This window comes from Methylomonas subterranea (genome assembly GCF_024505185.1).
GTDB lineage: Bacteria > Pseudomonadota > Gammaproteobacteria > Methylococcales > Methylomonadaceae > Methylomonas > Methylomonas subterranea.
In genome coordinates this window covers 17,156-41,561 of sequence record NZ_JANIBJ010000022.1, presented here as the reverse complement: position 1 = coordinate 41,561, position 24,406 = coordinate 17,156, and the positions used below count along the sequence as shown (strand labels likewise).

The 24,406-nt window shown below is 55.7% G+C and carries 23 protein-coding genes; 7 read left to right on the top strand and 16 right to left on the bottom strand.

The genetic code is table 11. The annotated features are described in order from the left end of the window. Window positions 1-144: 144 nt before the first annotated feature. Window positions 145-960, top strand: a complete 816-nt coding sequence (locus tag NP590_RS12675; protein WP_256602806.1) for a DUF2797 domain-containing protein — start codon at window positions 145-147, stop codon at window positions 958-960. Between the two features lie 72 nt (window positions 961-1,032). Here NP590_RS12675 and NP590_RS12670 read toward each other — a convergent pair whose 3' ends face one another. From NP590_RS12670 to NP590_RS12660, 3 genes are all read right to left on the bottom strand, one after another. After that, window positions 1,033-1,674, bottom strand: coding sequence for a DUF6928 family protein (locus NP590_RS12670; protein WP_256602805.1), 642 nt, complete (start codon window positions 1,672-1,674; stop codon window positions 1,033-1,035). Between the two features lie 84 nt (window positions 1,675-1,758). Continuing rightward, on the bottom strand, window positions 1,759-2,280 hold the full coding sequence (locus tag NP590_RS12665) for a DNA-deoxyinosine glycosylase (RefSeq protein WP_256602804.1): 522 nt from the start codon (window positions 2,278-2,280) through the stop codon (window positions 1,759-1,761). 8 nt (window positions 2,281-2,288) lie between these two features. After that, window positions 2,289-2,858, bottom strand: coding sequence for a Smr/MutS family protein (locus tag NP590_RS12660; protein WP_256602803.1), 570 nt, complete (start codon window positions 2,856-2,858; stop codon window positions 2,289-2,291). Window positions 2,859-2,921: 63 nt separating this feature from the next. Here NP590_RS12660 and surE point away from each other — a divergent pair, with 63 nt between their 5' ends. Together surE and NP590_RS12650 are read left to right on the top strand one after the other, a co-directional pair. Further along, the gene (gene surE, locus NP590_RS12655; protein WP_256602802.1) at window positions 2,922-3,671 is read left to right on the top strand and encodes a 5'/3'-nucleotidase SurE; all 750 of its coding nucleotides are present in this window, start codon (window positions 2,922-2,924) and stop codon (window positions 3,669-3,671) included. Window positions 3,672-3,673: 2 nt separating this feature from the next. Continuing rightward, window positions 3,674-4,336 carry a protein-L-isoaspartate(D-aspartate) O-methyltransferase gene (locus tag NP590_RS12650; RefSeq protein WP_256602801.1) on the top strand — a complete coding sequence of 221 codons (663 nt, stop codon included), beginning with the start codon at window positions 3,674-3,676 and terminating at the stop codon, window positions 4,334-4,336. 264 nt (window positions 4,337-4,600) lie between these two features. Here NP590_RS12650 and NP590_RS12645 read toward each other — a convergent pair whose 3' ends face one another. From NP590_RS12645 to NP590_RS12590, 12 genes are all read right to left on the bottom strand, one after another. Further along, window positions 4,601-9,016, bottom strand: coding sequence for an ABC transporter substrate-binding protein (locus NP590_RS12645; protein WP_256602800.1), 4,416 nt, complete (start codon window positions 9,014-9,016; stop codon window positions 4,601-4,603). A 32-nt stretch (window positions 9,017-9,048) separates the two neighbouring features. Beyond that, the gene (locus NP590_RS12640; protein WP_256602799.1) at window positions 9,049-10,104 is read right to left on the bottom strand and encodes a response regulator; all 1,056 of its coding nucleotides are present in this window, start codon (window positions 10,102-10,104) and stop codon (window positions 9,049-9,051) included. 363 nt (window positions 10,105-10,467) lie between these two features. After that, entirely contained in the window at window positions 10,468-11,340 is an 873-nt protein-coding gene (locus NP590_RS12635) for a F0F1 ATP synthase subunit gamma (RefSeq protein ID WP_256602798.1), read from the bottom strand. Then, on the bottom strand, window positions 11,318-12,841 hold the full coding sequence (locus NP590_RS12630; RefSeq protein WP_305888675.1) for a F0F1 ATP synthase subunit alpha: 1,524 nt from the start codon (window positions 12,839-12,841) through the stop codon (window positions 11,318-11,320). Before NP590_RS12630 ends, NP590_RS12635 begins: the two co-directional genes overlap by 23 nt. Window positions 12,842-12,856: 15 nt before the next feature. Continuing rightward, window positions 12,857-13,672, bottom strand: coding sequence for a F0F1 ATP synthase subunit B family protein (locus tag NP590_RS12625; protein ID WP_256602796.1), 816 nt, complete (start codon window positions 13,670-13,672; stop codon window positions 12,857-12,859). Window positions 13,673-13,675: 3 nt separating this feature from the next. Continuing rightward, window positions 13,676-13,963, bottom strand: a complete 288-nt coding sequence (locus NP590_RS12620) for a F0F1 ATP synthase subunit C (RefSeq protein WP_256602795.1) — start codon at window positions 13,961-13,963, stop codon at window positions 13,676-13,678. A 1-nt stretch (window position 13,964) separates the two neighbouring features. After that, window positions 13,965-14,663 carry a F0F1 ATP synthase subunit A gene (locus tag NP590_RS12615; RefSeq protein WP_256602794.1) on the bottom strand — a complete coding sequence of 233 codons (699 nt, stop codon included), beginning with the start codon at window positions 14,661-14,663 and terminating at the stop codon, window positions 13,965-13,967. Continuing rightward, window positions 14,660-14,953, bottom strand: coding sequence for an ATP synthase subunit I (locus NP590_RS12610; RefSeq protein WP_256602793.1), 294 nt, complete (start codon window positions 14,951-14,953; stop codon window positions 14,660-14,662). Before NP590_RS12610 ends, NP590_RS12615 begins: the two co-directional genes overlap by 4 nt. Beyond that, complete coding sequence (locus NP590_RS12605) at window positions 14,943-15,254, bottom strand: AtpZ/AtpI family protein (RefSeq protein ID WP_256602790.1); 312 nt, start codon at window positions 15,252-15,254, stop codon at window positions 14,943-14,945. Before NP590_RS12605 ends, NP590_RS12610 begins: the two co-directional genes overlap by 11 nt. 1 nt (window position 15,255) lies before the next feature. Then, entirely contained in the window at window positions 15,256-15,645 is a 390-nt protein-coding gene (locus NP590_RS12600) for a F0F1 ATP synthase subunit epsilon (RefSeq protein ID WP_256602789.1), read from the bottom strand. Between the two features lies 1 nt (window position 15,646). Continuing rightward, window positions 15,647-17,065: a F0F1 ATP synthase subunit beta gene (gene atpD / locus NP590_RS12595; RefSeq protein WP_256602788.1), complete on the bottom strand. Its 1,419-nt coding sequence runs from the start codon at window positions 17,063-17,065 to the stop codon at window positions 15,647-15,649. 164 nt (window positions 17,066-17,229) lie between these two features. Further along, on the bottom strand, window positions 17,230-17,904 hold the full coding sequence (locus tag NP590_RS12590; RefSeq protein ID WP_256602787.1) for a transaldolase family protein: 675 nt from the start codon (window positions 17,902-17,904) through the stop codon (window positions 17,230-17,232). A gap of 537 nt (window positions 17,905-18,441) precedes the next feature. On the opposite strand from NP590_RS12590, the gene vapB reads away from it, so the two are divergent. The 4 genes from vapB to NP590_RS12570 all read left to right on the top strand — a co-directional run bounded on the left by vapB (window position 18,442) and on the right by NP590_RS12570 (window position 22,655). Further along, window positions 18,442-18,675 (top strand): type II toxin-antitoxin system VapB family antitoxin, encoded by a 234-nt coding sequence (vapB, locus tag NP590_RS12585; protein WP_256602786.1) that lies wholly within the window; start codon window positions 18,442-18,444, stop codon window positions 18,673-18,675. Window positions 18,676-18,681: 6 nt separating this feature from the next. Continuing rightward, window positions 18,682-19,083 carry a type II toxin-antitoxin system tRNA(fMet)-specific endonuclease VapC gene (gene vapC / locus NP590_RS12580; RefSeq protein ID WP_256602785.1) on the top strand — a complete coding sequence of 134 codons (402 nt, stop codon included), beginning with the start codon at window positions 18,682-18,684 and terminating at the stop codon, window positions 19,081-19,083. 1,090 nt (window positions 19,084-20,173) lie between these two features. Beyond that, entirely contained in the window at window positions 20,174-21,220 is a 1,047-nt protein-coding gene (locus NP590_RS12575) for a nucleoid-associated protein (RefSeq protein WP_256602784.1), read from the top strand. Further along, window positions 21,192-22,655, top strand: coding sequence for a hypothetical protein (locus NP590_RS12570; RefSeq protein ID WP_256602783.1), 1,464 nt, complete (start codon window positions 21,192-21,194; stop codon window positions 22,653-22,655). Before NP590_RS12575 ends, NP590_RS12570 begins: the two co-directional genes overlap by 29 nt. 447 nt (window positions 22,656-23,102) lie before the next feature. Here NP590_RS12570 and hisD read toward each other — a convergent pair whose 3' ends face one another. Then, entirely contained in the window at window positions 23,103-24,404 is a 1,302-nt protein-coding gene (hisD, locus tag NP590_RS12565) for a histidinol dehydrogenase (RefSeq protein ID WP_256602782.1), read from the bottom strand. Window positions 24,405-24,406 lie beyond the last annotated feature (2 nt).

Sequence of the window (24,406 nt, the reverse complement as noted above, 5' to 3'; positions counted from 1 at the left end):
TGGAAGCTTGGGTGTTTGGCGGCGGGAGCGAGGCTGAAATAACAGGCATGGACGTTAAGGGGTTAACCATTCTGACGGCAGCCTTGTACAAATCGAAAACGCTGTCATTATAGCCAATTGAATCGACGAGACGAGGTAAATACCGTGTTGGGCAGTTTACAAAAAATGACCGCGCAATTGGCGGACGGTGTCAGCTATAAGTTGCCGGTGGGCGACGCCGAATTGGATTTGAATCCGCTACTGGGGCAATCCATCCGGCTACGCCATAGCGGGCGGATATTTTGCGTGCATTGTCAAAAAAAGACCGCCAAAAGCTTCAATCAAGGTTATTGCTATCCCTGTTTCATCAAGCTGGCGCAATGCGACATGTGCATCATGAAGCCGGAAACCTGCCACTACGCCGCCGGCACCTGCCGCGAACCCGCCTGGGGCGAGGAATTCTGTTTTCAACCTCACATCGTTTATCTGGCCAATTCGTCCGGCATCAAGGTAGGCATCACCCGTCGCTCGCAAACCCCGACCCGCTGGATTGATCAAGGCGCGGTGCAGGCCATGCCGGTGTTCCAGGTCGCCTCCCGGCATATTTCGGGCTTGATCGAAGTCGCCTTGGCCGCTCATGTCAGCGACAAAACCAGCTGGCAGCAGATGTTGAAAAACAACGTCAAGCCGCTGGATTTGCCGGTGCTGCGGGATGAGTTGCTGGCAAAATGCAGCGCCGAGCTGGCGGCCATTACCGAGCAATTCGGCAGTGAGGCGATAAGGTTTTTGGCCGATGCCGAAATGCTGGATATTCAGTATCCGGTGCTGCAATACCCGGCCAAGGTCAAGTCCTTCAACCTGGACAAAGACCCCGAGGTGTCAGGCCTGCTGCACGGTATCAAGGGCCAATATCTGCTATTGGACAGCGGCGTGATCAATATCCGCAAGTTTAGCGGATACGAGGTGGAGGTTTCGTGGTAGAGACACGGTCTTCCGGCTTGGAATGAAGTTGAAAGGTTGTCGGGAGAGCTATTTCGGCAAGCCGCTTGAGTTTTACCAAATTTTCCACCAAGGTTTTTTGCGCTTATAGCCAACCAAAGGAATTTTTTCCGGTTCTAATAAGCCAGCGTCGATAGCGCCTTCCAGCTGATAGCCGAAAAAGGCTTTTAGCACCTCTTCGCCTAATTCCAACGGGTGAAACGGGAACGGATAACCGTTCTCATCATCTGGCTCGGTTGCAGGGTACATGCCTTCCCAATACGCTTTTTCGAAAGAGAGTTTGGTGCCCAAATCCTCCAATACGCCGCTATCGGGTGAAAGGCTGAGCGACCTTAGTATTTTGCCTTTTTCCCACTTCGCAAAGGCAAACCAATCCACCACGCTATGCATGGCATGCAGATATATGAATTGACTATGTGCATGCGCTATAAACCTGTCGTCGAGTTTGGACGGATAGTCGCCCGCAAACTCCTTTGCCGCAATAACGGAAACGCCGGCAAAGCAACCGGCGTAAATTACATTGCCCGGAGGGCATGTGTACGATAGGTTACCGTCGTCAATGGTCGCCAACTTTTCGTTAGGAAAAAGTTTGTTCACTAGATTGTCGGTAGAGGTGCGATCCAAGACTGGATTGTTCCTAAATTTTTCCGAGGCGTCGCCATCGGAATAAACCAGCATCCAAGTTTTTGCACCCATGAGGACTCCAGAAAATATAGAGAAAATTTGGCTGAGCCAAGTTTCCGTATATCTTTCGCGATAGATTCAATACCGGCAACAGGATCAGTGATTCGCAACCGAATTTAAACCGCTTGCAATCACCCGCCAGCATTCCAGCTTCTGTTGAAAATTCAGTGCGGCGTGGGCCGGGCTGGTCGAGGGCAGGCGCTGTAAATGTAGATCGGGTTTAAGCAAATCCGGCCGTACCAGACGCCGGAACGCCTGCTCGGCGGTGGCGCCGTTGAAGAATATCTGCCGGATATGCGGATGGTCGGCCAGGAAGCTTTTAAAGTCGTTGGCGACCACCGAGCTTTTATCGATAGCCGCATCCAGGCTGCCGGGCCGATAGCAGGATTGCATCACATCCCACAAGGCGATGTTGGCATCGAGCAGAGCTTGGGTTTTGCCTGGGTAGTCCGACAACGGGCCGCAAGCCAGCAATTCGGCCATGATAGTCCAGAACTGGTTGCGCGGATGGGCGTAATATTGGCCGGCTTCCAACGAGGCTTTGCCGGGGATGCTGCCCAAAATCAGGATGCGGGCATTTTTACCGGCAATGGGCGGAAAGCTTCGGATATCCGACATAAACCGGGTTATTCCAGCCCATCTTCCGCTTGGCCGAATTTATCCGACAGGCGCAACAGCACATACAGCGCGCCGGTGCCGCCGGCCTTGGGCGGTGTGGAGCAAAACGCCAGCACGTCCTTGTGCTGGCGCAGCCAAAGGTTGATATCGTTTTTCAGTACCGGCTGGTTGTCCGGCGAGTTATAACCCTTGCCGTGGATAATCTGCACGCAGCGGCAGCCGTCTTCCACGCAAAAATGCAGAAAGCGCAACAGTTCCCGTTGGGCGTCGCGGCTGCTCATGCCGTGTAGATCCATTTCCGCGTCCACGCCGTAGTAGCCCTTGCGCAGCTTTTTCAGCACGTTTTTTTGCAGGCCGGGGGCAATGAAGCCCACCTTGTCTTCCTGGTACAGGGTTTCCAGGCCGTCGACCACCTCGTTTTGCAGCGGATCGGCCTGCTCCAGCACTTTTACGGTGGGCAGCGGGCGGGGTTTTTTGGCGGGTTTCAGAATCACCGTATTGGTGTCCACCGGCCTGACTTTGCCGACGGCGTCCCTGAACAGGGCGCCATCGTCTGTATGAGTGGTTTTTTTTGTCACGTAAGCTGCTGGTTTTGCGGTTTTTTTGCTAATATGCCGGCATTTTAAGCTATTCCCGGCAGCATGCACATTCTGATCAGCAACGACGATGGATATTTGGCGCAAGGCATCAACGCCTTGGCGGCCGCCTTGCGGGATTACGCCGATGTTTCGGTGGTGGCGCCGGATAAAAACCGCAGCGCCGCCAGCAATTCGTTGACGCTGGATATGCCGTTACGGGCCGTGCCCTGCGATAACGGCTTCGTGCGGGTGGACGGCACGCCTACCGACTGCGTGCATCTGGCGATTACCGGCTTGCTGGAGCGCGAACCGGATATGGTGTTTGCCGGCATCAATCACGGCGCCAACCTGGGCGACGACGTGCTGTATTCCGGCACCGTGGCCGCCGCCACCGAGGGCCGTTTTCTGGGCTTGCCGGCGGTGGCGATTTCCCTGGTCGGCAGCGACCCCAAGCATTTCGATACCGCCGCGCAAGTGGCCGTGGTGCTGTTAAAGAAAATCCGCAACCATCCCTTGCCGGACGACACCTTGCTGAATGTGAACGTGCCCGACCTGCCCTTCGATAGGCTCAAGGGTTTCCAGTGCACCCGGCTGGGGCAAAGACATAAGGCCGAAGCGGTGATCCGCTCCAGCGATCCGCGCGGGCAGACTATTTACTGGGTGGGGCCGCCGGGCAGCGAGCAGGATGCCGGACCGGGCACCGATTTCGATGCGATTCGTAACGGCTATGTGTCCGTCACCCCGTTACAATTGGATTTGACCCGGTTCGACCGTTTGGAAGGGCTGCGCGAGTGGCTGACAACAGAGGCATAAGCATGAAGCAACGTTTGCAAGGTACCGGCATGACCTCGCGGCGCACCCGCGAACGCATGGTAGCGCGGCTGCGGGCGCAAGGCATCGTCAACGGCAAGGTGTTGGCGGCGATGGCCGAAACTCCCCGCCACGTGTTTGTGGATGAAGCGCTGGAAAGCCGTGCCTACGAAGACACCGCCTTGCCGATAGGCCACAATCAAACCATTTCCCAGCCCTATATCGTGGCCAGAATGACCGAGCTGTTGCTGGAAAAGGGTCCGCGAAGCAAGGTCTTGGAAATCGGCACCGGCTGCGGCTACCAGACCGCCATATTGGCCAAGTTGGTCGATCAATTGTATTCGGTGGAACGTATCGCCCCCCTGATGAAAAAAGCCCGCGATTTGCTGTGGGAGCTGGATATCAAGACAGTCGGGTTCAAGCATAGCGACGGCGGCTGGGGCTGGCCGGAACACGCGCCGTTCGACGGCATCCTGGCCGCCGCCGCGCCGGCCGAAATACCGGATGCGCTGTTGGAACAACTGGCCGTCGGCGGCGTGATGGTGATACCGGTCGGCCGGGAAGGCCGGCAGGACCTGCACCGCATCACCCGCACCGAAAACGGCTTTGAAGACGAAATTCTCGAGCCGGTCATTTTCGTGCCGTTCTTATCGGGTGTCAGCCAGTAACGGTTAGGATCCCGGCCCTATAACTTCCCTATTTATACCCCACACCCCAACCCTCTCCCGCAAGGAGAGGGAGCTTTTGCGACAGCCTCCGGAGAGAGGGAACGGAATGCGGAAATTATTCCGGGCGGAATCCCTACTCTTAACGTCATGGTGGGAGCGACGCGCAGTCGCGATGATGGCCTTGCGAATCACGACTGTGCGTCGCTCCTACGGGACTGTCTTTCATTTGCCGGGGCGATCACCGGTCTCATGATCGTTAGGCGTTTATCGGCCGCTTTGGGCGGACAGGCGCGACAGCAGTTCCGGGTAGGCGCGCAAGGATTGTTTGATGGCGCTGATGTCGAAACAATCGATCTCGCTGCCCAGGCGGGCGGCGAATTCCTCGACGGCGGCGATGGCATATTGCCGGCCAAGCGCCAGCAGGTCGGCGGCGAAAGCCTCGATTTCGGTCATGTTGTTGTTTTTGGCAATCCGTTCGCAGCGCTCGGCCAGTTTTTCCAGCGCGGCAAGCGCCAGCGGCAAGGCCTGTAATTCTGCCGGCGACAGGCTCAGGGCGTCGTCCGCCTCCGCGGTTTCTTCAATAATCTCGTAGGGCAGAAAGCGTTTCAGTTCGGCGATTAAATCGGCTTTTAACACCGGCTTTCTCAAATAACCGTCGAAATGCAGGCTTTTGGCGCGTTCGTATTCGTCCTGCATCACCGAAGCGGTCAGGGCGATCACGGGGATGGCGGAAAATGCCTTGATGCGTTCCGCCGCCTGGTAACCGTCCAGCACCGGCATGCGGATATCCATCAGCACCAGATCGATGCCGCCTTGTTCAACCTTTTCCACGGCTTGCAGGCCGTTTTCCGCTTCGGATACCGACAGCGGGCCGCCGGCAAAACATTCCCGCAGCAGGCCGCGATTGTCCGCGATATCGTCCACCACCAGGACGCTGGCCGGATGAAAGCGGATGTTGCCGGCGGACGGGGCGGTTTCCGCTTCCGGCACCAGCGAGGATATATCCACTCCCTTCAGATGCAGGGTAAAGGTCGAGCCCTTGCCGACTTCGCTGACCAGGGAGATTTCGCCGCCCATCATTTCGGTCAGGCGCTTGCTGATCGCCAAGCCCAGGCCGGTACCGCCGTATTTGCGCACGTCCTGACCTTCCAGTTGCTCGAATTCCTGAAAAATTTGCTGTTGCTGATCCGCCGATATGCCGATACCGCTGTCCTCGACATCGATAAACAAATCCAGCTTGCTGCGGATGGAATCTTCGTTGCCGACGCGGGCCCGCAGGCAAATATGGCCCTGCTCGGTAAATTTGACGGCATTGCCTATCAGGTTCAACAGAATTTGCCGCAGGCGGGTGGCGTCCAGCAGCAGGTTTTCCGGGATGCGCGGGTCTATGTCCAGCATAAAGTCCAGATTGCGTTCGCGCATTTTCATCATGAAAATCTGTCCCAGTTCGCTGAATAAACTGTGAGGATTGCAGGCGCTTTTATCGATGCGCAGTTTACCGGCCTCTATTTTGGACAAATCCAGAATGTCGTTGATCAACGCCAGCAGGTTCTGGCCGGCGCTTTGGATGGTTTTGACGAAGGATTTCAGCCGATCTTCCTTGATCTGCTCGTTGAGCAATTCGGTAAAGCCTATGATGGCATTCAACGGCGTGCGGATTTCGTGGCTCATGTTGGCCAGGAACTGCGATTTGGCCCGGTTGGCGTTTTCGGCTTGCTGCTTGGCTTTGTGCAGGGCGGCTTCGATCTGTTTACGTTGGCTAATGTCCCAATTCACGCCGGTAATTTTGACCGGCTCATTGTCCGCTTCCACGCTACGGGCGCCGCAGTAAAGAGTGCGGGTTTCGCCGTCGGGGCGGACGATACGGAACTCGATATGGTCTTCGCACCGGCTTTGTTGCAGTTTTTCGATGCTGCGCAGCAGCAAGGGTCTATCCTCCTGATGCAGGTATTGCAACCAATTCTCCAATTTCGGCGGCTGTTGCGCTGACATGCCGTACAGTTCGAACATTTTGGCGTCGAAAATCAAGCGTTTGGGCACAGTCAAATCCAGCTCCCAGACTCCCAGCGAAACCACCCCGGCCGCCAGTTCGAAACGTTGGTTCAACAGGCGCACCTGTTGTTCGCTGCGTTTGCGGCGGGCCACTTCGCGGCTGAGCTTGCGATTCCAGGCCGCAATCAACAGCAGGGCAATCAGAAACGCGCCGACGATTTTCGCCAGTAACCAATAGTCGGTGCGGGCGGCGAAGCGTTCCTTGCCCCAATGGTCGCCTATCCGTTGCCGCTCGCCCTGGCTGATGGCATTCAGGGCCCGGTTGAACAATTCCACCAGCGGAGCGTAGTCCTTACGGATGCCGAAGCCCAATTGGGTGGTGAACTCGGTTTTGCCGACGATGCGGACATTGTTGATGCCTTGATCGCCGATATGATAGCTGGCCTGGGCCAGCGTGCAGAGCAAGGCATCGATTTGACCGGTCGAAACCGCCGTCAAACCGGCTTGAACGGTGTCGACCGTTTCGAAGCGGATATCGGGATAGGCCTGGAAAATGGCTGGGTTGTAGCCGTAGTCCTTGATGACGGCCAGCCGGCGCTGTTTGATCTGGGCAATCGTATCGACATATTCCTCGTTATCGCGCATCACGATCACCACCGGGCTGCTTAAGTAAGCCTGGGTAAAGCTGAGCTGGGAGCGTAAATCGGAGTCCACCGTTTCCGACAGTACGTCGATGTCGCCGCGCTTGGCCATGTCGACAGCTTCGCGCCAGCTGCCGACCGGCACGATGTCGAATTGAATGCCGAGTTTGCGTTCTATCAACTGTAAATATTCCGAAACGATGCCTATATAGCGGCCGTTGCTGTCGAACGCTTCATAAGGCAGCCAGTTGGGATCGCCGCTGAAGCGGATCAGCGGATGTTCCGCCAGCCACTGCCGCTCGGCGGCGGTCAGTGCGAAATCGTCGCGGGGAGATTCCGTGTAACCCAGCCAACGGTTGCTCAGGTTCTGCAGTTCCGTGGGCGGAATCGCCTCCAGGGCTTTTTGCACGATGGACAACAACAACGGCCGTTCGCGGTTGGCGGCCATGTGCAGTTGGCGGCTTTCGCCGGACGGCAGCGGCTTGAAGGGGCGGATGGAACCGATGCTGTTTTGCCGCAGCAAATAGTTCATGACCGGGTAGGTCTCCAGCAACACGTCGGCCTTTCTTTCCAGCACCGCCTGAATCGCCGCCATCAGGTTTTCGGTTTCCAAGATCTTTAGCCGGGGAAAACGTTGTTTCACCTCGTCGATTTGGGCAAATCCCTTGGGGATGGCGATGATCCTGCCGTTCAAATCTTCCAGATTGAGGGCCAGTACCGACTCGTGAATAAAAAAATAGGCCAGAATTTGCTGGTAAGGCTTGGAAAAGTCCAGGTAAGCCGCGCGTTCTGCGTTATGAAACAGCGCCGGCAGTAGGTCGATTTCGCCTGTCTTGGCCTGGCTCAGCAATGATTCCCAGTCGCCGATTTTGGCCTGAAATACCAAGCCGCTGTATTGGCTTATCAGTTGCAACAGGTCCGCGCTCAATCCGCTGTGTTTGCCTTGGTCGTCGACAAAATCGTAGGGCGGCCAATCCCTTTCCGCGCCGTATATCACCACGGGATGCTCGCGAATCCAGGCTTTTTCTTCCGCGCTCAAGGGCAGCGATGCGGCGGCTTCCAGCAGATTGGGGCGATAGAAAAAATCGTTGTCTACATTATTGGTTTCGGTAAACCCCAGTCTGCGGTAATACTCCGCGCTCATGCGATAACGGCCGGGGTCTATGGCGCCGAGCGGCACCCATTCCGGAATGATCATCTGGCGGGTGGCATCCGCCTCGTATTTCAAATGCGCCGGAGACAGATCGGTGTTGTAGCGTTTGCCGATCAATTCGATGATGCGCTCGGGATGCTCCAAGGCATATTGCCAGCCCTTGACGGTGGCCCGGCTCATGGCGGCGACCCGGGCCGGATGTTCGGTCAGTTCTTTTTGGGTGGTAAAAAAATTGTCGCCGTAAAAGTCGATACCGTAGTTTTGCGGGTCTATGATGTTGACCTCTATGCCTTGCTGTCTCAGCAGAAAAGGCTGCGAGGTCGAGTAGGCGGAGACCACGTCGATTTTGCCGGCGGCAAAATCCCGGTACACGTTGTCGTTGAAGTCGACTTCCTTGACTTTTTGCAAGTCGCCCAGGGTTTTCAGCAGCAGTGCGTTTAATGAGGCGTCGCCCTGATTGGTGGTATTGAAGGCCAGTTTTTTACCGGCCATCTCATACGGACTGACGATGCCGGACTCGCGGCGGGACAGGAAAACCAGCGGAGAGTGCTGAAAAAACTGGTTTACCAGCACTACCGGGGCGCCTTTCAAGCGGTATATCAACAGGGTGCTGTCGGACACCCCGTATTCGGAATCGCCGCGCAATACCTGCTCGACAAAATCCTGCTTAAAATCGATTTCCTTCAGGCTGACGTCCAGGCCTTCCTCGCGGTAATAACCTTGCTCGATGGCGGCGTAATAGCCGGCGAATTGAAAGCTGTGTTGCCATTTGAGTTGGATGCTGACTTTGTCGAGTTCGGCGGCGGCCGGCCAGCAGGCAAACAATAGCCAAGCCACTAGCGGCAAGCGCATCAGTGATGGGAAACAGCGCTTGGCGAAGGAGCGGATATGCAACTGGGACTCCAATGCCGTCGGATGCTGCTGGGTTATTTGGATCGGGCGATGGCGATGAACTCGTCCAGATGGGCTTGAAAAATATCCACCAGTTCAGGGTCGAACTGGGTTTCCCGGTGCTCGACAATGTAGTTGACCGCTGTATCGATGTCCCAGGCGTCCTTGTAGTGGCGTTTATGAGTCAGGGCGTCGAATACGTCGGCCAGCGCCACGATGCGGCCGTAAATATGAATCTCCGCGCCCTTCAGGCCGCGCGGATAACCGTTGCCGTTCCATTTTTCATGATGTTCGTGGGCGATGATGGCGGCGGCCTTGATCAGCTTGCGGTTGGAATGCGATAGCAATTGGTGGGCGTTGGAGGTGTGTTGCTTCATGAGCACGAATTCCTCCTCGGTATAGCGGCCGGCCTTGTGCAGAATCTCCAGCGGAATGGTCATTTTGCCGATGTCGTGCATCGGCGAGGCGTGGTAGAGAATTTCCATATCTTCTTCGTTCAGACAGGGATGGTATTTGGCCAGCAAGGCCGAGTTTTCCGCCACCCGTTTGATGTGCTTGCCGGTTTCGTCGGAAGTGGATTCCATCAATTCGGCCAGGATGAAAATCATTTCCTTCTGGCTGTCTTCCAGTTCGCTCAACAGGCGCACCTTTTCGAAGCTGGCCTTGGTTGTGAGATCGAGATTGTGTTTTATCAGCGTTTGTTTGGCCTGATAGAGTTCCAGATGAGTCTTGACCCTGGCCAGCAGTTCGCTGGCATGAAACGGCTTGGTGATGTAATCCACTCCGCCCAGTTCGAAGCCCTTGCTGACCGAGTCCACATCGACCTTGGCGGTTAAAAATATCACCGGTATGTCCCTGGTGACCGGGTTGGCTTTCAATAGCTGGCAGACTTCAAAGCCGTTGAGGCTGGGCATCATGATGTCCAGCAGGATCAGATCGAAACCCTTGGGTTCGTCGATAACCAGCCGTAGCGCTTCGGTACCGTTATTGGCAAAGGAAAATTCGTAATTGCCTTCCTTCAGGATATTCATGGCTACCCTGATATTGTCGACCACATCGTCGACAATCAAAATACGGCTGTTTTTAAACATAATTAAATTTCCCGGGATTCGGCAGGCCTTCGACGCAAATTGAACCTATAAATGCCAGCCTGATAGCGGTAACAAATAGGATGCTGCAGCGGCAGTCCGTGAAGTTTAGGCGATAACGCAATATATTGCCATGAAGGACCGTAGGGCGTTTTCGCGCTAGCAAAACGCCGGGTGGTTTCGAGGTTTTGGCGGATTGTCGTTACCGCTTCGAATCCGCCTTACGGTCTTGAGCTCAACAACATGCGCCGCATGCCAATATCTCCGGCGGTCCCCTGAAAGCGGTGTCGAATCGGTCCAGCCGCAATTTGGCCGAGTCGATCGGCAATCGCAAGCATTACGGGGCCGCAAGACCTCAGGGAAAACTCAGCCATTCCGGTCGTTTTTAACCGCTTCGAAGCCGGCGCCGATTTCCAGCAATTCCGCATCGATGCTGTCCTGGCGGCGCATGCGGAATTCAGCCTCCAGTGCGTCTAGTGTTTCCTGTATATTTTTTTCCGCTGCCTGGGTGGTACGCAGGCGCATTTGATGTTCCGAAGCCGAGGATTCCGCGCAGGCGCGAAACAGGCAAATGAACAGATGTTGCCGAATCAAGGCCGCCAACAAGGGCTCGTCATCCAGCGTGTGGCGGGGCAGGGTCCGGCTGGGCCAGGGCGTCCGGTTCGGGCGGCCGAATCGGTTCAGATCGACAGGGATCAATTGCAGCAGGGTTGGCGAGCCGGACTGGCTATAGAACAGCAGCACCCGCTGCATGCCTTGTTCCCGCCATGCCTCGACTTTTTCCAGCAACAGCCGGACAGTTGCGCCGATGGCGGACGCGGAGCCGGGTGTGGGCAGCGTATCCGCCACCGGATGGCCAAGCTCTATCAGTCGGGTCTGGATGCGCGAGCCAATCGCCAGGACCGCGCGCTCGGCCGGCTGGCTTGGCAAATCCCGCATTTGCGCCAGCGAAAAGGCGGCCAGTTCTTCGTTGAAGCGCCCGCACAAGCCTACATCCGAACCAAAGATCAACGCCGCCAGCCGCGCCGGCGGACGGATTGTATCTGGTGTTTTGACGGCGTTGTATCTCAGCACGGCCCGTAGACCCAGTTCCACGGTTTGGGTGTAGTCGCGCAGGGCGTTCAACGCTGCGTCGCATTGGCGGACGTTGACGGCGGCCAGGGCTTTCAGGGTGCGGACGATGGCGTGCAGGTCGCGAACCGTGCCGATGCGGTGTCTAAGGGTTTGTTCGGTTTCCATCCGCCTCTCTCGTCGCCAGCGCTTGTTGTGCCGCGCCAAGCAGTGCCGCGCGATCGTCGCCGGTCAAGGTTTCGCCACGCTGAACGCGCTGTCCGAGAGCGGCCAACTGGCGGGTGGCGACAGCTCTCAGCATCAATTCGGCCTGGGCGACGTCGTGCAAGGGGACGGCATCGAACAAGCCTTCGGTTACGGCCAGCAGCACCAGGATTTGCTCGAAAGGGCTCAAGGCTGCCCGCTCCGGTTGCTTAAGGATTTCGCGTACCCGCTGGCCGCGATCCAGAATTTGCCGGGTACTTTTATCCAGCCGGGTGCCGAAGCGGGCGAACATTTCCAATTCCTCGAATTGGGCGTAATACAGTTTCAAGACGCCGGCCACCAGCCGGTAAGCCGGCAATTGCGCCTTGCCGCCGACCCGGGACACGGACTTGCCGACATCCACGGCCGGCAACAAGCCTTTGTGAAACAGCTCCGGCGACAAGTAAATCTGGCCGTCGGTAATGGAAATCAGATTGGTGGCGATGTAGGCGGCCAGATTTTCGGCTTCGATTTCCATGATGGGCATGGCCGTCAGCGAACCGCCGGCCGCCAGGCGGGTGGCGCGTTCCAGCAAGCGGGCGTGAATATGGAAAATATCGCCGGGGTAGGCCTCGCGGCCGGGCGGACGCCGTAGCAGCAGGGAAAGTTCCCGGTAGGCCAGGGCGTGATGGGTCAGGTCGTCGTAGACGATCACCACGTCGCGGCCCAGCCGCATGAAATATTCGGCGATACTGGTGGCGGCGTAGGGTGTGATGAACTGCAGGCCGGGCGGGTCTTCGGCGGCCGCCACCACGACAACGGTTTGCCGGATTATCTGTTCGGTACGCAAGGTTTCGATGGCGCGCGCCACCGCATCGCCGCGCTGGCCGATAGCGCAATAGACGCAGACCACATCGCTATGGCGCTGATTGACCAGGGTGGCCAAGGCAATGGCGGTCTTGCCGGTCTGGCGGTCGCCGACGATGAGTTGGCGTTGGCCGCGGCCGATGGGGATGGCGGCGTCTATGACTTTGATGCCGGTTTGCAAGGGTTCGGTGACGGGCGCACGCTCCAGTATCGCGGGGGCCTCCCGTTCGATGGGGCTGCGTTCGCATGTGGTCAACGGTCCTTGTTCGTCCAGCGGCTGGCCCAGGGCGTTGACGACCCGGCCCAGCAAGGCCGTGCCCACCGGCACGTCAGCTACCCGGCCGCTACGCCGCACTCGGCTGCCGGCGACGATAGCCGCGCCGGCGTCCAATAACACGACGCCGATTTGTTCGGGATCCAGGTCGAAGGCCAAACCGAACAGGCCGGCCTCGAATTCGACCAATTCCATGGCCTGTACGCCGGGCAAACCGTCCACTAGCGCCACGCCGTGGCTTATCTGGAGGACGCTGCCGGTTTCCCGTGCCGATAATTCGGCCCGATGCTTTGCCAACAGTTGTGTCAGCGCGGCGGTGGTGCTGGCCATGGCTTCATTCAACATGTGCTTTCCTGGCCTTCATTCCGGTAACGCTTGAGGAAATTCAAGGTTCAGGCCGGGTTCGGCATCTGCCGGCGGCTTTCGTTCGGTTTGAGTCAGCGTGGCGTCCAGTTCGGCTTGCAGTTCGGCGAAATAGCGTTCCAGTTGCCATTCCAGCGTGTGGTCGGCGCTGCTCAACACTACGCCAAAACTGCTATTCCGCAGCGTTTCGAAACGCAGCGATACATCGTTGGCCAGGATGTCGCGCAGCGCGGACTCGAAGCGGTTCCGCTGCGCGGCATCGAGTTCAAAACTGCTGGCCAGCAGCAGTTCTCCAGGGTGCGGTTCGGTAAACAGGCGCTTTTCCTCGGCCGGCAACTGTTGCAAGCGTTCCAGAAACCGGTCGCACAGGGCTTGCTCCAAAGGCTTGCTGCACAACTCTTGCACGGCTTTACGGGCGGTGGCGGTTATCAGGCCGCCAAGTTGGCGGTTGATTTGGCGCTGGAAGTCGGTTTTTTCCCGCGCGAGATCGCGCCGCCATTGGTCCGACTCGGCCTTGGCATCGGCCCGGGCCTGTTCCATCAGCTTGGTCCGCTCGGCATCGGCGGCTGCCCTGGCCGCAAGCAGCAGTTCTGCCCGTCGCGCATCCAGCTCGGCTAGTTTGTCGAGATAGTCGCGAGCCAGCTGTTCGGCCCGCGCGGATTTTTCGGCCGCCGCCGCCGAGCGGGCCGCAATGGTCTGCTGGCGCTTATCCATGGCCCGCAGGATGGGTTGATACAAATAACGCCGCAGCAGCCACATCAGGAGCAGAAAATTGATCCATTGGGCGCCGACCGTCAGCCAGTCGATCCGCACGGCTCAGCCTCCGGCCTTGCCGATGAAATACTCCCAGAACGGATTGGCGAAAATCAAAATCATGCTGACCACCAGACAATAAATGGCGGTCGATTCGACCATCGCCATGCCGACGAACAGCGTGCGGGTCAGGGTCGGGGCTTCATCCGGTTGTTGGGCGATGGCGTTCAAGGCTTCCGCAACCGCCTTGCCTTCGCCCAGGGCCGGCGCAATGCTGCCGATGGCCATGGTGATGCCGGCGGTGAAAATGGATACGGCGCCTATGATGAGGTCGGGACCGAGTTCGGACATATCAATCTCCAAAGGTTTGAGTAGGCTTGCGTTCATCCCGGGCGGCTTGCGCCGAGGCAATAAATACCATCGCCAGCACGGCAAAGATGTAGGCCTGCACCAGTCCGGTGATCAGCCCGAGGAACTGCAACACCACGGGGAAAAATAGCGGCACGATGCCCAGCAGGATGCCGCCGATGATAGTGCCGCTCATCATGTTGCCGTATAGGCGCACGGCCAAGGCCAGGGTGCGGGAAACTTCGCTCAGGATGTTGAGCGGCAGCAAAAAAAACGAGGGCTTCAGATAGTCGGCCAGATAGGAGCGTACGCCGCGCTGGGCGATGCCGTAAATCGGCACGGCGGCGAAAACCGCCAGGGCCAACGCCACGGTGGTGGACAAGGAGGCGGTCGGCGGCGCGTAACCGGGTACGATGGCCAATAGATTGGACACGGCGATGAACAGAAACAGCGTGCCGACGAAAGGCAGATAGGGGCCGGGATCCTGGCAACTGGTTTGGCGAATCTGCTCGCGTAGGCCGTCGACCAGTATTTCCAGCAGATTTTGCCAGCGGCTCATGTTCGGCTCGTCTTGCAAACGCCGGGTGACCAGAAAGGATGTCAGCACCAAAACGGCCATGACCAGCCAGGTGTAGGCTAGGGTGGCATTGATCGGCCACGGGCCGAACCAGGCCAGGATGGTGCCGTCGCTGCTCAGCTTCATCGTTCGGCTCCGGTGGGAGCAATGCGGCGTATCCACCACCAGCGGGCGAGCAATAAACCGGCCAGCGCGGCCGCAAAGCGTTGCCAATGGCCGTCGGTCAGCAGGTAAAGCCCCCAGGCCAGCAAGGCCAGGCGCAGCAGCAGGCTGGCCAGCATGTGCAAACCGGGTTGCCGGGCATGCGCTAGCCGGCGAATGGTCAGCCACAGACCGCCGAAATACACGCAGCCCAGTAATACGCCCACGCTTGCGGCCATCAGCCAGTCGGCGGCGATGGCGAGATTATTGGTCATGATGCTTGTCCTGTCGTTCACGTTCCAGCCAATACCAGGCATTCCTGCAGCCCAATATCACACCGCCGAACAGCAGCGTCAAGGTCCACGATACCCGGCCGGGCCACAGACGGTCCAGCCAGATGCCGGCGGCGATACCCAGCAGGGTTGGCACGATAACCGCCCACCCCACCAAGCCGAACATGCCCAGGCCGAACCACAGGCTGCGCTTGGGCCTTATGCGCGCCCGTCGGTGGCGGTCTGCCTTGCCGCCGATGCGGTCGGCAAGTGGTAGCTTGCGGAATTTGCCTGGCTTAGCCATGTCAGCGCCGTTTTTGCATGTCCGTAAAACGCTTCGCCAGGCCGGCTTCCAGTCGGGCCAGCACGCCGCGGGCATGGCGGTTATGCTCATCGGCGGCATCGAGGCGGCCTTGCATGCGTCGCTTCAGTGTCTCCGGGTCGCTGTCCGTTACCGCGTCGGGGGTGGACACCCGCACCAAATCGCCGCATTTGACCAAGATGCCTTCGTCGATGCCGAGAAACATCTCAACGCCTTCGGGCGTCACATAGCGCAGCAATCCGGGTGCCAGGGCGGAGACAAAATCGACGTGGCGCGGCTCAAGGCAGAACCAGCCGTTTTCGGCTTCGGCGATAATTTTAGTCACGGCGACATCCAGCAATACCTCGTTGGGGAGCATTACCTTGAGTCGCATCTTAGGCTTGGTCCACGCCGGCGTCGAGCTTGGCTTCGTCGATGGCGCCCAGCATGTACAAGGCCTGTTCGGGGACGTCGGCATAGCGGTCGGCCAGAATACGCTCGCAGCCGGCCAGGGTTTGTTCCAGGCTGACCCAGCGGCCGGGTTGTCCGGTGTATTGCTCGGTGGCGAAGAAGGGTTGGGTCAGAAAACGCTCCAGCCGGCGGGCCCGGTTCACCGTGCGGCGGTCGGCTGCGGACAGTTCTTCCAGTCCCAGCATGGCGATAATGTCCTTGAGTTCTTCGTATTCGGCCAGCGTGCGCCTTACGGCCAGCGCGACTTGGTAATGCCGCTGGCCCACCACGGCGGGGTTGAGCATTTTCGAGTTGGACGCCAGGGGGTCGATGGCCGGGTAAAAGCCCTGCGCGGCGCGCTTGCGCGACAGCACCACCGAGGCCGATAAATGCGAGAAGGTGTGGCTGGCGGAGGGGTCGGTAAAGTCGTCCGCCGGCACGTACACCGCTTGCACCGATGTGATGGCATTGGTTGGCGAACTGGCGATGCGTTCTTCCAGTTCCGCCAGTTCGGTGGCCAGGGTGGGTTGGTAACCGACCCGGGAGGGTATGCGCCCCATCAGGCCGGAGACTTCGGTGCCGGCCTGGATGAAGCGGAAAATATTGTCGATCAACAGCAGCACGTCCTGTTTTTCAGTGTCGCGGAAATATTCCGCCATGCTCAAGGCGGCATGACCGACCCGGAAGCGGGCCCCGGGGGCTTCGTTCATTTGTCCGAATACCAGCACGGCTTTATCCAGTACGCCGCTGGCGCGCATTTCGCGATAGGTTTCCTCGGCTTCGCGGCAACGCTCGCCGATGCCGCAAAACAGGCTGACGCCCTGGTAGCGGCCGGCCATGTTGTGGATCAATTCGGCAATTACCACGGTCTTGCCGACGCCAGCGCCGCCGAACATGCCGGCCTTGCCGCCGCGCTGCAGCGGCGACAACAGGTCTATGGCCTTGATGCCGGTCTCGAACATTGCCATCCCGGCCGAACGCCGGGCCAACGGCAGAGGCGGCTGGTGGATGGAGCGCCATTCGCCGCCCGCGAGTGATGCGCCGCCGTCTATCGCCTCGCCGAACACATTCAACATGCGCCCCAACAAACGTGTGCCTACCGGTACGCGCAACGGCAGGCCGGTATCGATGATCACCGCGCCGCGCGACAGGCCTTGGGTCGACGTCAAGGCGATGCCGCGCACGCTGGTGGGGCTTTGGTGCGCAACGACTTCTATGATCACCTTGCCGGCCTTGAGCGCGTTGTTCAGCGCCGGCAGGTGATTGGAAAAACAGGCGTCCACCACGCTGCCGCGAATCGCCGTCACAACGCCACGGGCGTCGTCGACAGAGGGTTCGTCCGGTAGGGAAAGCGGTGATGGCATGCTGTTCACCGGCCGGAGCAGGCGTTTGGAGTATTTTGCTGAATCATGCTGGGTGTTCGCTGCCGGTAAAAGCCTTACCCTAACCTGATCGAGGGAATCAGGCAATTGGCATTTTCGCGGCGGGTGGCGAGCCCTATCCGCCCCGCAAGTGTCTGCAAGCGGATTTAACTGTCATACGATAAGTTATCCGCAAACACCGCCCGCCAGTCTTGGCTGAAGTTCTCCACCGCCGCGTGGGTTGCCGGGGTGGCGAGAAATTGCCGGGCGATATCGCTTGGCAATGTCACGGCTTTTACGCCGAGTTTCAATACCTGTAACACTTGCTGGACGCTCTTGAAGCTGGCCACCAATAATTTGCCGGGCAATTGGTATTGATCGATGAAGGCTTGCAAATCGCCGACCACTTGCAGGCCATCGACGCCCAGGTTGTCGATTCGATTCAAATAGGGAGCCAGATAATCGGCGCCGTGCAAGGCCGCCAGCATGCCCTGCTGAACGTTGTAAATCGCGGTGGCCAGCAGGGGGATATCATGTTTTTTTAGCGCTTTGATGGCGCTTAAACCCTCGGCGTGGGCCGGAATTTTTACCACGATGTCGAACGGCAGCGCATGCAGTTTTCGGGCTTCGGCAATGATGCCGTCAGCCGTGTTGCTGAGCACCTGCACATGAAATCTGGCATCGGCGCCCAGTATTTCGGTCAATGCCGGTAGCAAACGCGTCAAGCCCATGCCGCCCGCAGCCATGATGGATGGATTGGTGGTGACCCCCGCCAGGGGTAAGCTGCGGGATAAGGTTTCAATGTCCGCCAGATTCGCGCTGTCCAGATAAAGCTCTAACATAAGTGGTGGTATATCCGTGAAAGTGTTGATTGCAATGCCGCCAGTATAGCGGTGGATGGCCGGGATTGCGCATCCAGTGTTGTGGGGTAATTGTTTCAACTACCTACGCGACCTTAGCTTTTTTCGTGCCGCTGTCGCGACGATAATTTAATGCCGGTTCCGCAGCGGCATCTCCGCCCCTGCGGAAAACACGCTGCCTCCCTGCATCGCCCCGAACGGGCAAATCACTCGGTACTTCCTTGTACCTCGCCCTTCGGCTGCTACGCATGCAAACCGGCAACCCTGCCGATTTGTCCGCTCAAACCCTCCGGTGCCCGGCGCGGCATTAAGGGAGAAAACCACTGCGAAATTTGAAATCGTTTGAAATTTTGGAAGTTTGTAGGGCGCATTAGCGCTAGCGTAATGCGCCGAATGCTTGAAGGCTAACATACGGCTGCGCCTATTGACGCCCTACGATTGCACCTTACGGCCTTAGCGAATTGACGCAAGCACTGTCCAGGGATATATTGCTGGTATATAGCATTTTGGAGGGCGTCTATGACAGCAAGTACCGTTTTTACCAACAATCGTAGCCAGGCCGTGCGCCTGCCCGCCGACATGCGTTTTCCGGAGAGCGTCAAAAAAGTGGAAGTCAGGGCTGTCGGCGCGGAACGCATTATTGCCCCAGCGGATTCTGCCTGGGACAGTTTTTTCGTCAACGGTCCGACTGTCAGCGACGATTTTTTAAGCGAGCGGGCCAGTCAGCAGCAGAACGAACGCGACAGTTTGTAGTTTCATATGTTGAAATATCTGCTCGATACCAACATCGTTATATACGTAATCAAACAGCGCCCAATTGAGGTGTTGGCAACCTTCAATCGGCATCATGGACGCATGGCGATTTCCGCTATAACGTTGGCCGAGTTGATTCATGGCGCGGAAAAAAGCCAAGTTCCCGAGCGTAATCTGGCAGTGGTAGAAGATTTTTGCAGCCGTTTGCAGGTGTTGCCATACAAAGATAACGCCGCCACGCATTACGGCAGCATACGCGCCGCGTTGGAACGCATTGGTCAAACGATAATTGTTAACGATTTGCACATTGCCGCGCATGCACGTAGTCATGGTTTGATTTTGGTGAGCAATAATTTGCGGGAATTTGAGAGGGTGCCGGGGTTGTTGATGGAGAATTGGTTGGGGTAGCTTTCTGGCTCCCAAGCTCCGGCTTTTTAAGGTGTCGCTATCGCGACGGATGTTTGGAAGTCGGGTCTCGGCCCGACAGCCGAGATACTTTCTTTTGTGTCGCCAAAAGAAAGTATCCAAAGAAAAGGCGGCCCGGATGCCGCGTTGATCCTGCGCGCCGAAGGATTTGAGCGGGGTTTTCCGAAGGGGCATCCCAGCCCCTGCGGAAAACGCGATGCATCCCTGCATCGCCCCTAACGGGCTAATCCGCCCAAACCCTCCGGTGCTCGGCGCGGCATAACGGGAGCAAACCCATTACGAAATTTGAAATCGTTTACTATTTTGGAAGTTTGTAGGGCGCATTAGCGATAGCGTAATGCGCCGAATGCTTGAAGGCTAACATACGGCGCAATACGGCTGCGCCTATTGACGCCCTACGATTGCACCTTACGGCCTTATAGTCTGACTCAGTACCCGTCCCAATTGAGGAAGATCGAAGCCCACATTCGAAGGCGTTTGCGGGCGAGACTGGTGAGCCAACAGAAGCGAAAGCCGTATCTGTATCGACATCTGGTCAAACGAGGTGTACCGCGAAAGCAAGCCGCCCAAACGGTCTTTTCCAACCAGAAACGATGGGCGCTTTCAGTCACCCGTGCGGTGACAAGAGCCTATCCGAATAGTTGGTTTATCAACCTGATGGGCCAGGAAATACGATCCGACCGACAATTGGCACATTGGTTTGATGTTTCTCAGTGGATTCGTCTTGCGTGAGGAGCCGTGTACGGACCCGTACGCACGGTTCTGTGGGCAGACGGGAGCTGCGGCTCCCTCTGACCCGATATAGCGTAATGCGCCGAATGCTTGAAGGCTAACATACGGCGCAATACGGCTGCGCCTATTGACGCCCTACGATTGCACCTTACGGCCTTAATCCGCCCAAACCCTCCGGTGCTCGGCGCGGCATAACGGGAAAAACCCCGTAGCGAAACTTGAAATCGTTTAATATTTAGTAGGTATCGTGTGCACCCCCTAATTGCTATGCCTTTTTAACAACCCTAGGTTGCGACTTATTTCTTTGTTTTTGGATAATTGATTGAGTTAAGGAAATTCAATGAGCTTTTTGACTGATGCAGAAAAACAGATGCTCTCTATTAGTCGAATGATTTTTCATGTTGTTGGGAAATCTCTCGAAGAGCCGATCTTGCTTGAAGAAATTGAGCCACCACAATTTACGGACTTCTTCTTAGAGCGCGTCAAGTCCGCATTAAAAGGGAATCTCTTTGAATTCAAGCTGCATTCTCCGACGGAAGCCACACTGCGTTCGATAGGAGAAAATGAAAATAACTTTTCCAACTCTACTAAGGCATTAGCGCGCGATTTTCAAAGACTTCATTCTGGTGGTAATACAAGTGAAGGTGTTTTCTTTGTTTTTGAATTGATGGCGGGGCAAGATAATACAATTTATGCTCTCATAAAATATGATAACGAGGATGTTGTTCGTTATATCTTAAATCAGAATGGAACAGAGATAGTGCCTCAATTGGAGAGGTTTCGGGAAACCTTTGTGCGTAAAGCGGAGGCTATGCAAAAAATTGCCCTAGTACGTCTTCAAGATGATCAAGGAGGCAAAGTAATCGTAAAAGATAGAAGTAAGCCAACTCATATCTCAGATTATTTTCAGAGTTTTTTGGAAGTTCGCCGAGTAAACTCACCTGAAAAGATGAGTAGTAAATTAGTGGATGCTTTCAAAAATACATTTAAAAAGCATAGAACTTCATTGCCAATCGAAATTCAACGGAGCGGTGTTAGCCATATTTATGCTGTCTTACGCCAAAATGGACAGCAATTTGATGCTGAAAATTATGAACCATTGATATCTGCTATTTTTGGAGCTGTAGATGAAAACTCGCCTATTCGAAATACGTTATCTAAGAATTTAAAAGATTTGGGTATCGCTGAAGAGTCATTTGAGATCATTCCGGAAAGTATTCAGAAGCCTCCTCGCCGGCGATTGGAAACTGTGGAAGGGACACAAGTTATTTACGATGAGGAGCATGCCCCTGAGCGAATACCTCATGAAGATGGAGTCAGGACGAAAATAGTGATCGTTACTACCGAAATAACTACCGATGACATCGATATTGGAAAGGGTTCTTAAGGCTGTTGAACTTAGCCGAAGTTCTGCTGATTTCAGAATATCCGAAGATCCAGGCCATCTTTGGGTAGGTGGAAGGCTAAACGGCGCGACTCTAACAGCTTGGCAAGCTGTTGTTGATGAGAGTATCCCTTGGTTAACTTTAGTATGCAAGGATGAGACAGGTGATTCTATTTATCCAGAAGCTGGAAATGAAGGAGATAAGTTTCGGTTAGACCTGACATTTGAATGCCCAATTAACGTTCCGCATCTTTTTTCATTAGAAGGATGGAAAGCATTACTTCGTAGTGAAGAAAAGCTAATATCGGCTAACGCTATCAAGCTGGCTTTTATTCAGAATGGATTCGAGTCAAAAGCCTTTATGGTCGAGCCATGGGTTAATGCTCCACAGGGTTACGCCCTTGATGACTTCAAATCAAAACCTTTTGTTGGGCCAAGAAAATATGTCAGATGTCAATCGTCTGAGCTGATGGCTCCAGTGTCTATTAAACCATGGCTTTTAAACGGATCAGCTCCGGATGATTGCCCTGCGTTTGCTATATGGCAAGAAGTGGCGTCAGAGATGTTGGCTAAATCGCTGCCAAATGAGCTTTATACAGAAGGCGACAGTTTTAAGCTTAATTTATCAGGACAGCCTCCAAAAATAATCGATTTCGGTTGTTTTTTGGCAGAAGAAATTCCATTTCAAATACTTCAAGACTCCGCAAATTGGGTCTACTTAGAAGGTGAGGATGTTGAGGTAAGGCATACCTTTTTAACCTCTGAATTAGCTCGTTCTTGGAGCTCTGATGTTTCGTTTTGTGAAGGTTTGGCTTTACGATTACCAGGTGCACTTGATTCAGCTCGGCTCGTTTATAAGGCGCATTTAAGAACCAGTAGCAAAGAGACTTTAAAGTCGCTAGCTGACCTGAGAAAAACGCTAGCGGAAGAAATTCAGAAACTTTTACAGCAATCAAAAGATTTATCAGGTTCCGTTTGGCGTGATGTCGCTATTGCCATTGGTGCAGTTGCTGTGCGTTATTCTATGCCAAATGGCAAAGTTACTGAAATATCAGTTGCTTATGCGGGGATTTTTATTTTGATAGCTATGTATATTGGAATTTCATACTGGATTACTATTACAACGAATAATAATTTCTTGCGGATTATTGAAATATCAAGAGAATCGTGGCGTACGAAGCTCTATGCGTTTCTAGATGACAATGACTATCAATCTTTAGCAAAAAAGCCGTTGAATGATTCTATTAGCGCTTATAGGAAAACCGAAAGACGAACCCATTTTGTTGTATTGGGTGTTATTTGTATTTTGATAATGCAGTTTTTTAATGAACTGGATTTAATATGCTTAGATTGCTTCTTGTCTAAAGCTAATGAATTGATTTCTCTATTAATAAAAAATGTCATTAATTTTATCACTTACTTTTTTCGTTATTATTAGTACAGGTTAGCCGTTAGAGCTTGTTAAGTAGCGTGAGAATGATATTATTCTCGATTGACTGGCTTTTGTTATTGCCACTTCTTACATTTTGGAACTGTATATATCGTATTGGTTTTCTTTAAATTACGGATTGGTTTTGTTCCCGTTATGCCGCGCCGAGCACCGGAGGGTTTGGGCGGACTAGCCCGCTAGGGGCGATGCAGGGATGCATCGCGTTTTCCGCGGGGGCTTGGAGGCCCCTTCGGGAAACCCCGCTCAAACCTGAGGAGCGCAGGATTAACGCGGGATTCGGGTCGCCTTTTCTTTGGATACTTTCTTTTGGCGACGCAAAAGAAAGTATCGCGGCTGTCGGTCCGCGAACCGACTTCTAAATGACTGTCGCGGCAGCGACACAAATTTAAAACTCCCCTCACCCTAACCCTCTCCCGGCGGGAGAGGGAATAGTTCTTAAATCCGATATTCCGCCGACCGCGCGTGAGCAGTCAAACTCTCCCCCCGCGCCAACACCGAAGCAATCTTGCCAAGCTCGGAAGCGCCGGCAGCCGAACAATTGATCAAACTGCTGCGTTTTTGGAAGTCGTACACACCCAGCGGTGAAGAGTAGCGGGCGGTGCTGGAAGTCGGTAGTACGTGGTTGGGGCCGGCGCAATAATCGCCCAAGGCTTCGGCTGTGTAGCGGCCCATGAAGATAGCGCCGGCGTTGCGGATTTGCGCGGCCAGGGTTTCCGGGTCGGCGACCGATAATTCCAAGTGTTCCGGGGCGATGCGGTTGGCGACTTCGGCGGCTTCGGTCAAATCGTTGACCTTGATGAAAGCGCCGCGCCCGGTCATCGATGCGCGAATGATCTCGGCCCGTTCCATTTCCGGCAGCAGTTTGTTGATGCTGGCCTCGACCCGGTCCAGAAATTCGGCGTTGTCGCTGATCAAAATCGACTGGGCGTTTTCGTCGTGTTCGGCTTGCGAGAACAGGTCCATGGCGATCCAGTCGGGATCGGTTTGGCCGTCACAGATGATCAAAATTTCCGACGGGCCGGCAATCATGTCGATGCCGACCTGGCCGAATACCAGTTTTTTGGCGGTGGCGACGTAGATGTTGCCGGGGCCGACGATCTTGTCCACCGCCGGCACGGTTTCGCTGCCGTAAGCCAGCGCCGCTACGGCTTGGGCGCCGCCTATCGTGAAAACCCGGTCGACGCCGGCGATATAGGCGGCCGCCAGTACCATGGCATTGGTTTCCCCGCCGGGTGTGGGTACAACCATAATCAATTCGCCGACCCCGGCAACCTTGGCCGGAATTGCATTCATCAATACCGAGGATGGATAGGCGGCTTTGCCGCCCGGTACATACAATCCGGCTTTATCCAGCGGGGTGACTTTTTGCCCCAGCAGCGTGCCATCGGCTTCGGTAAATTGCCAGGATTGCAGTTTTTGATGCTCGGCATAAGCGCGGACGCGCTCGGCGGCGATTTGCAGGGCTTGGGCTTGATCCGTCGGCAGGCTGTCCCAGGCTTGCTTCAAGGCGGCTTGACCCAATTCCAATTCAGCGGCGGCTTTAAAGTTGGTGCGGTCGAAGCGGTTGGTGTAGTCGAGCAAGGCTTGGTCGCCGTGTTTGCGCACGTTGGCGATGATCTCCAATACCCGTTGGTGTATCTCCAAGTCGTCGCTGGCATCCCAGGCCAGTCTTTGCGTTAACGCATCGGCAAAGTGAGGGTCGGCGCTGTCGAGGCGCAACATTTGGATTGCTGTCATGG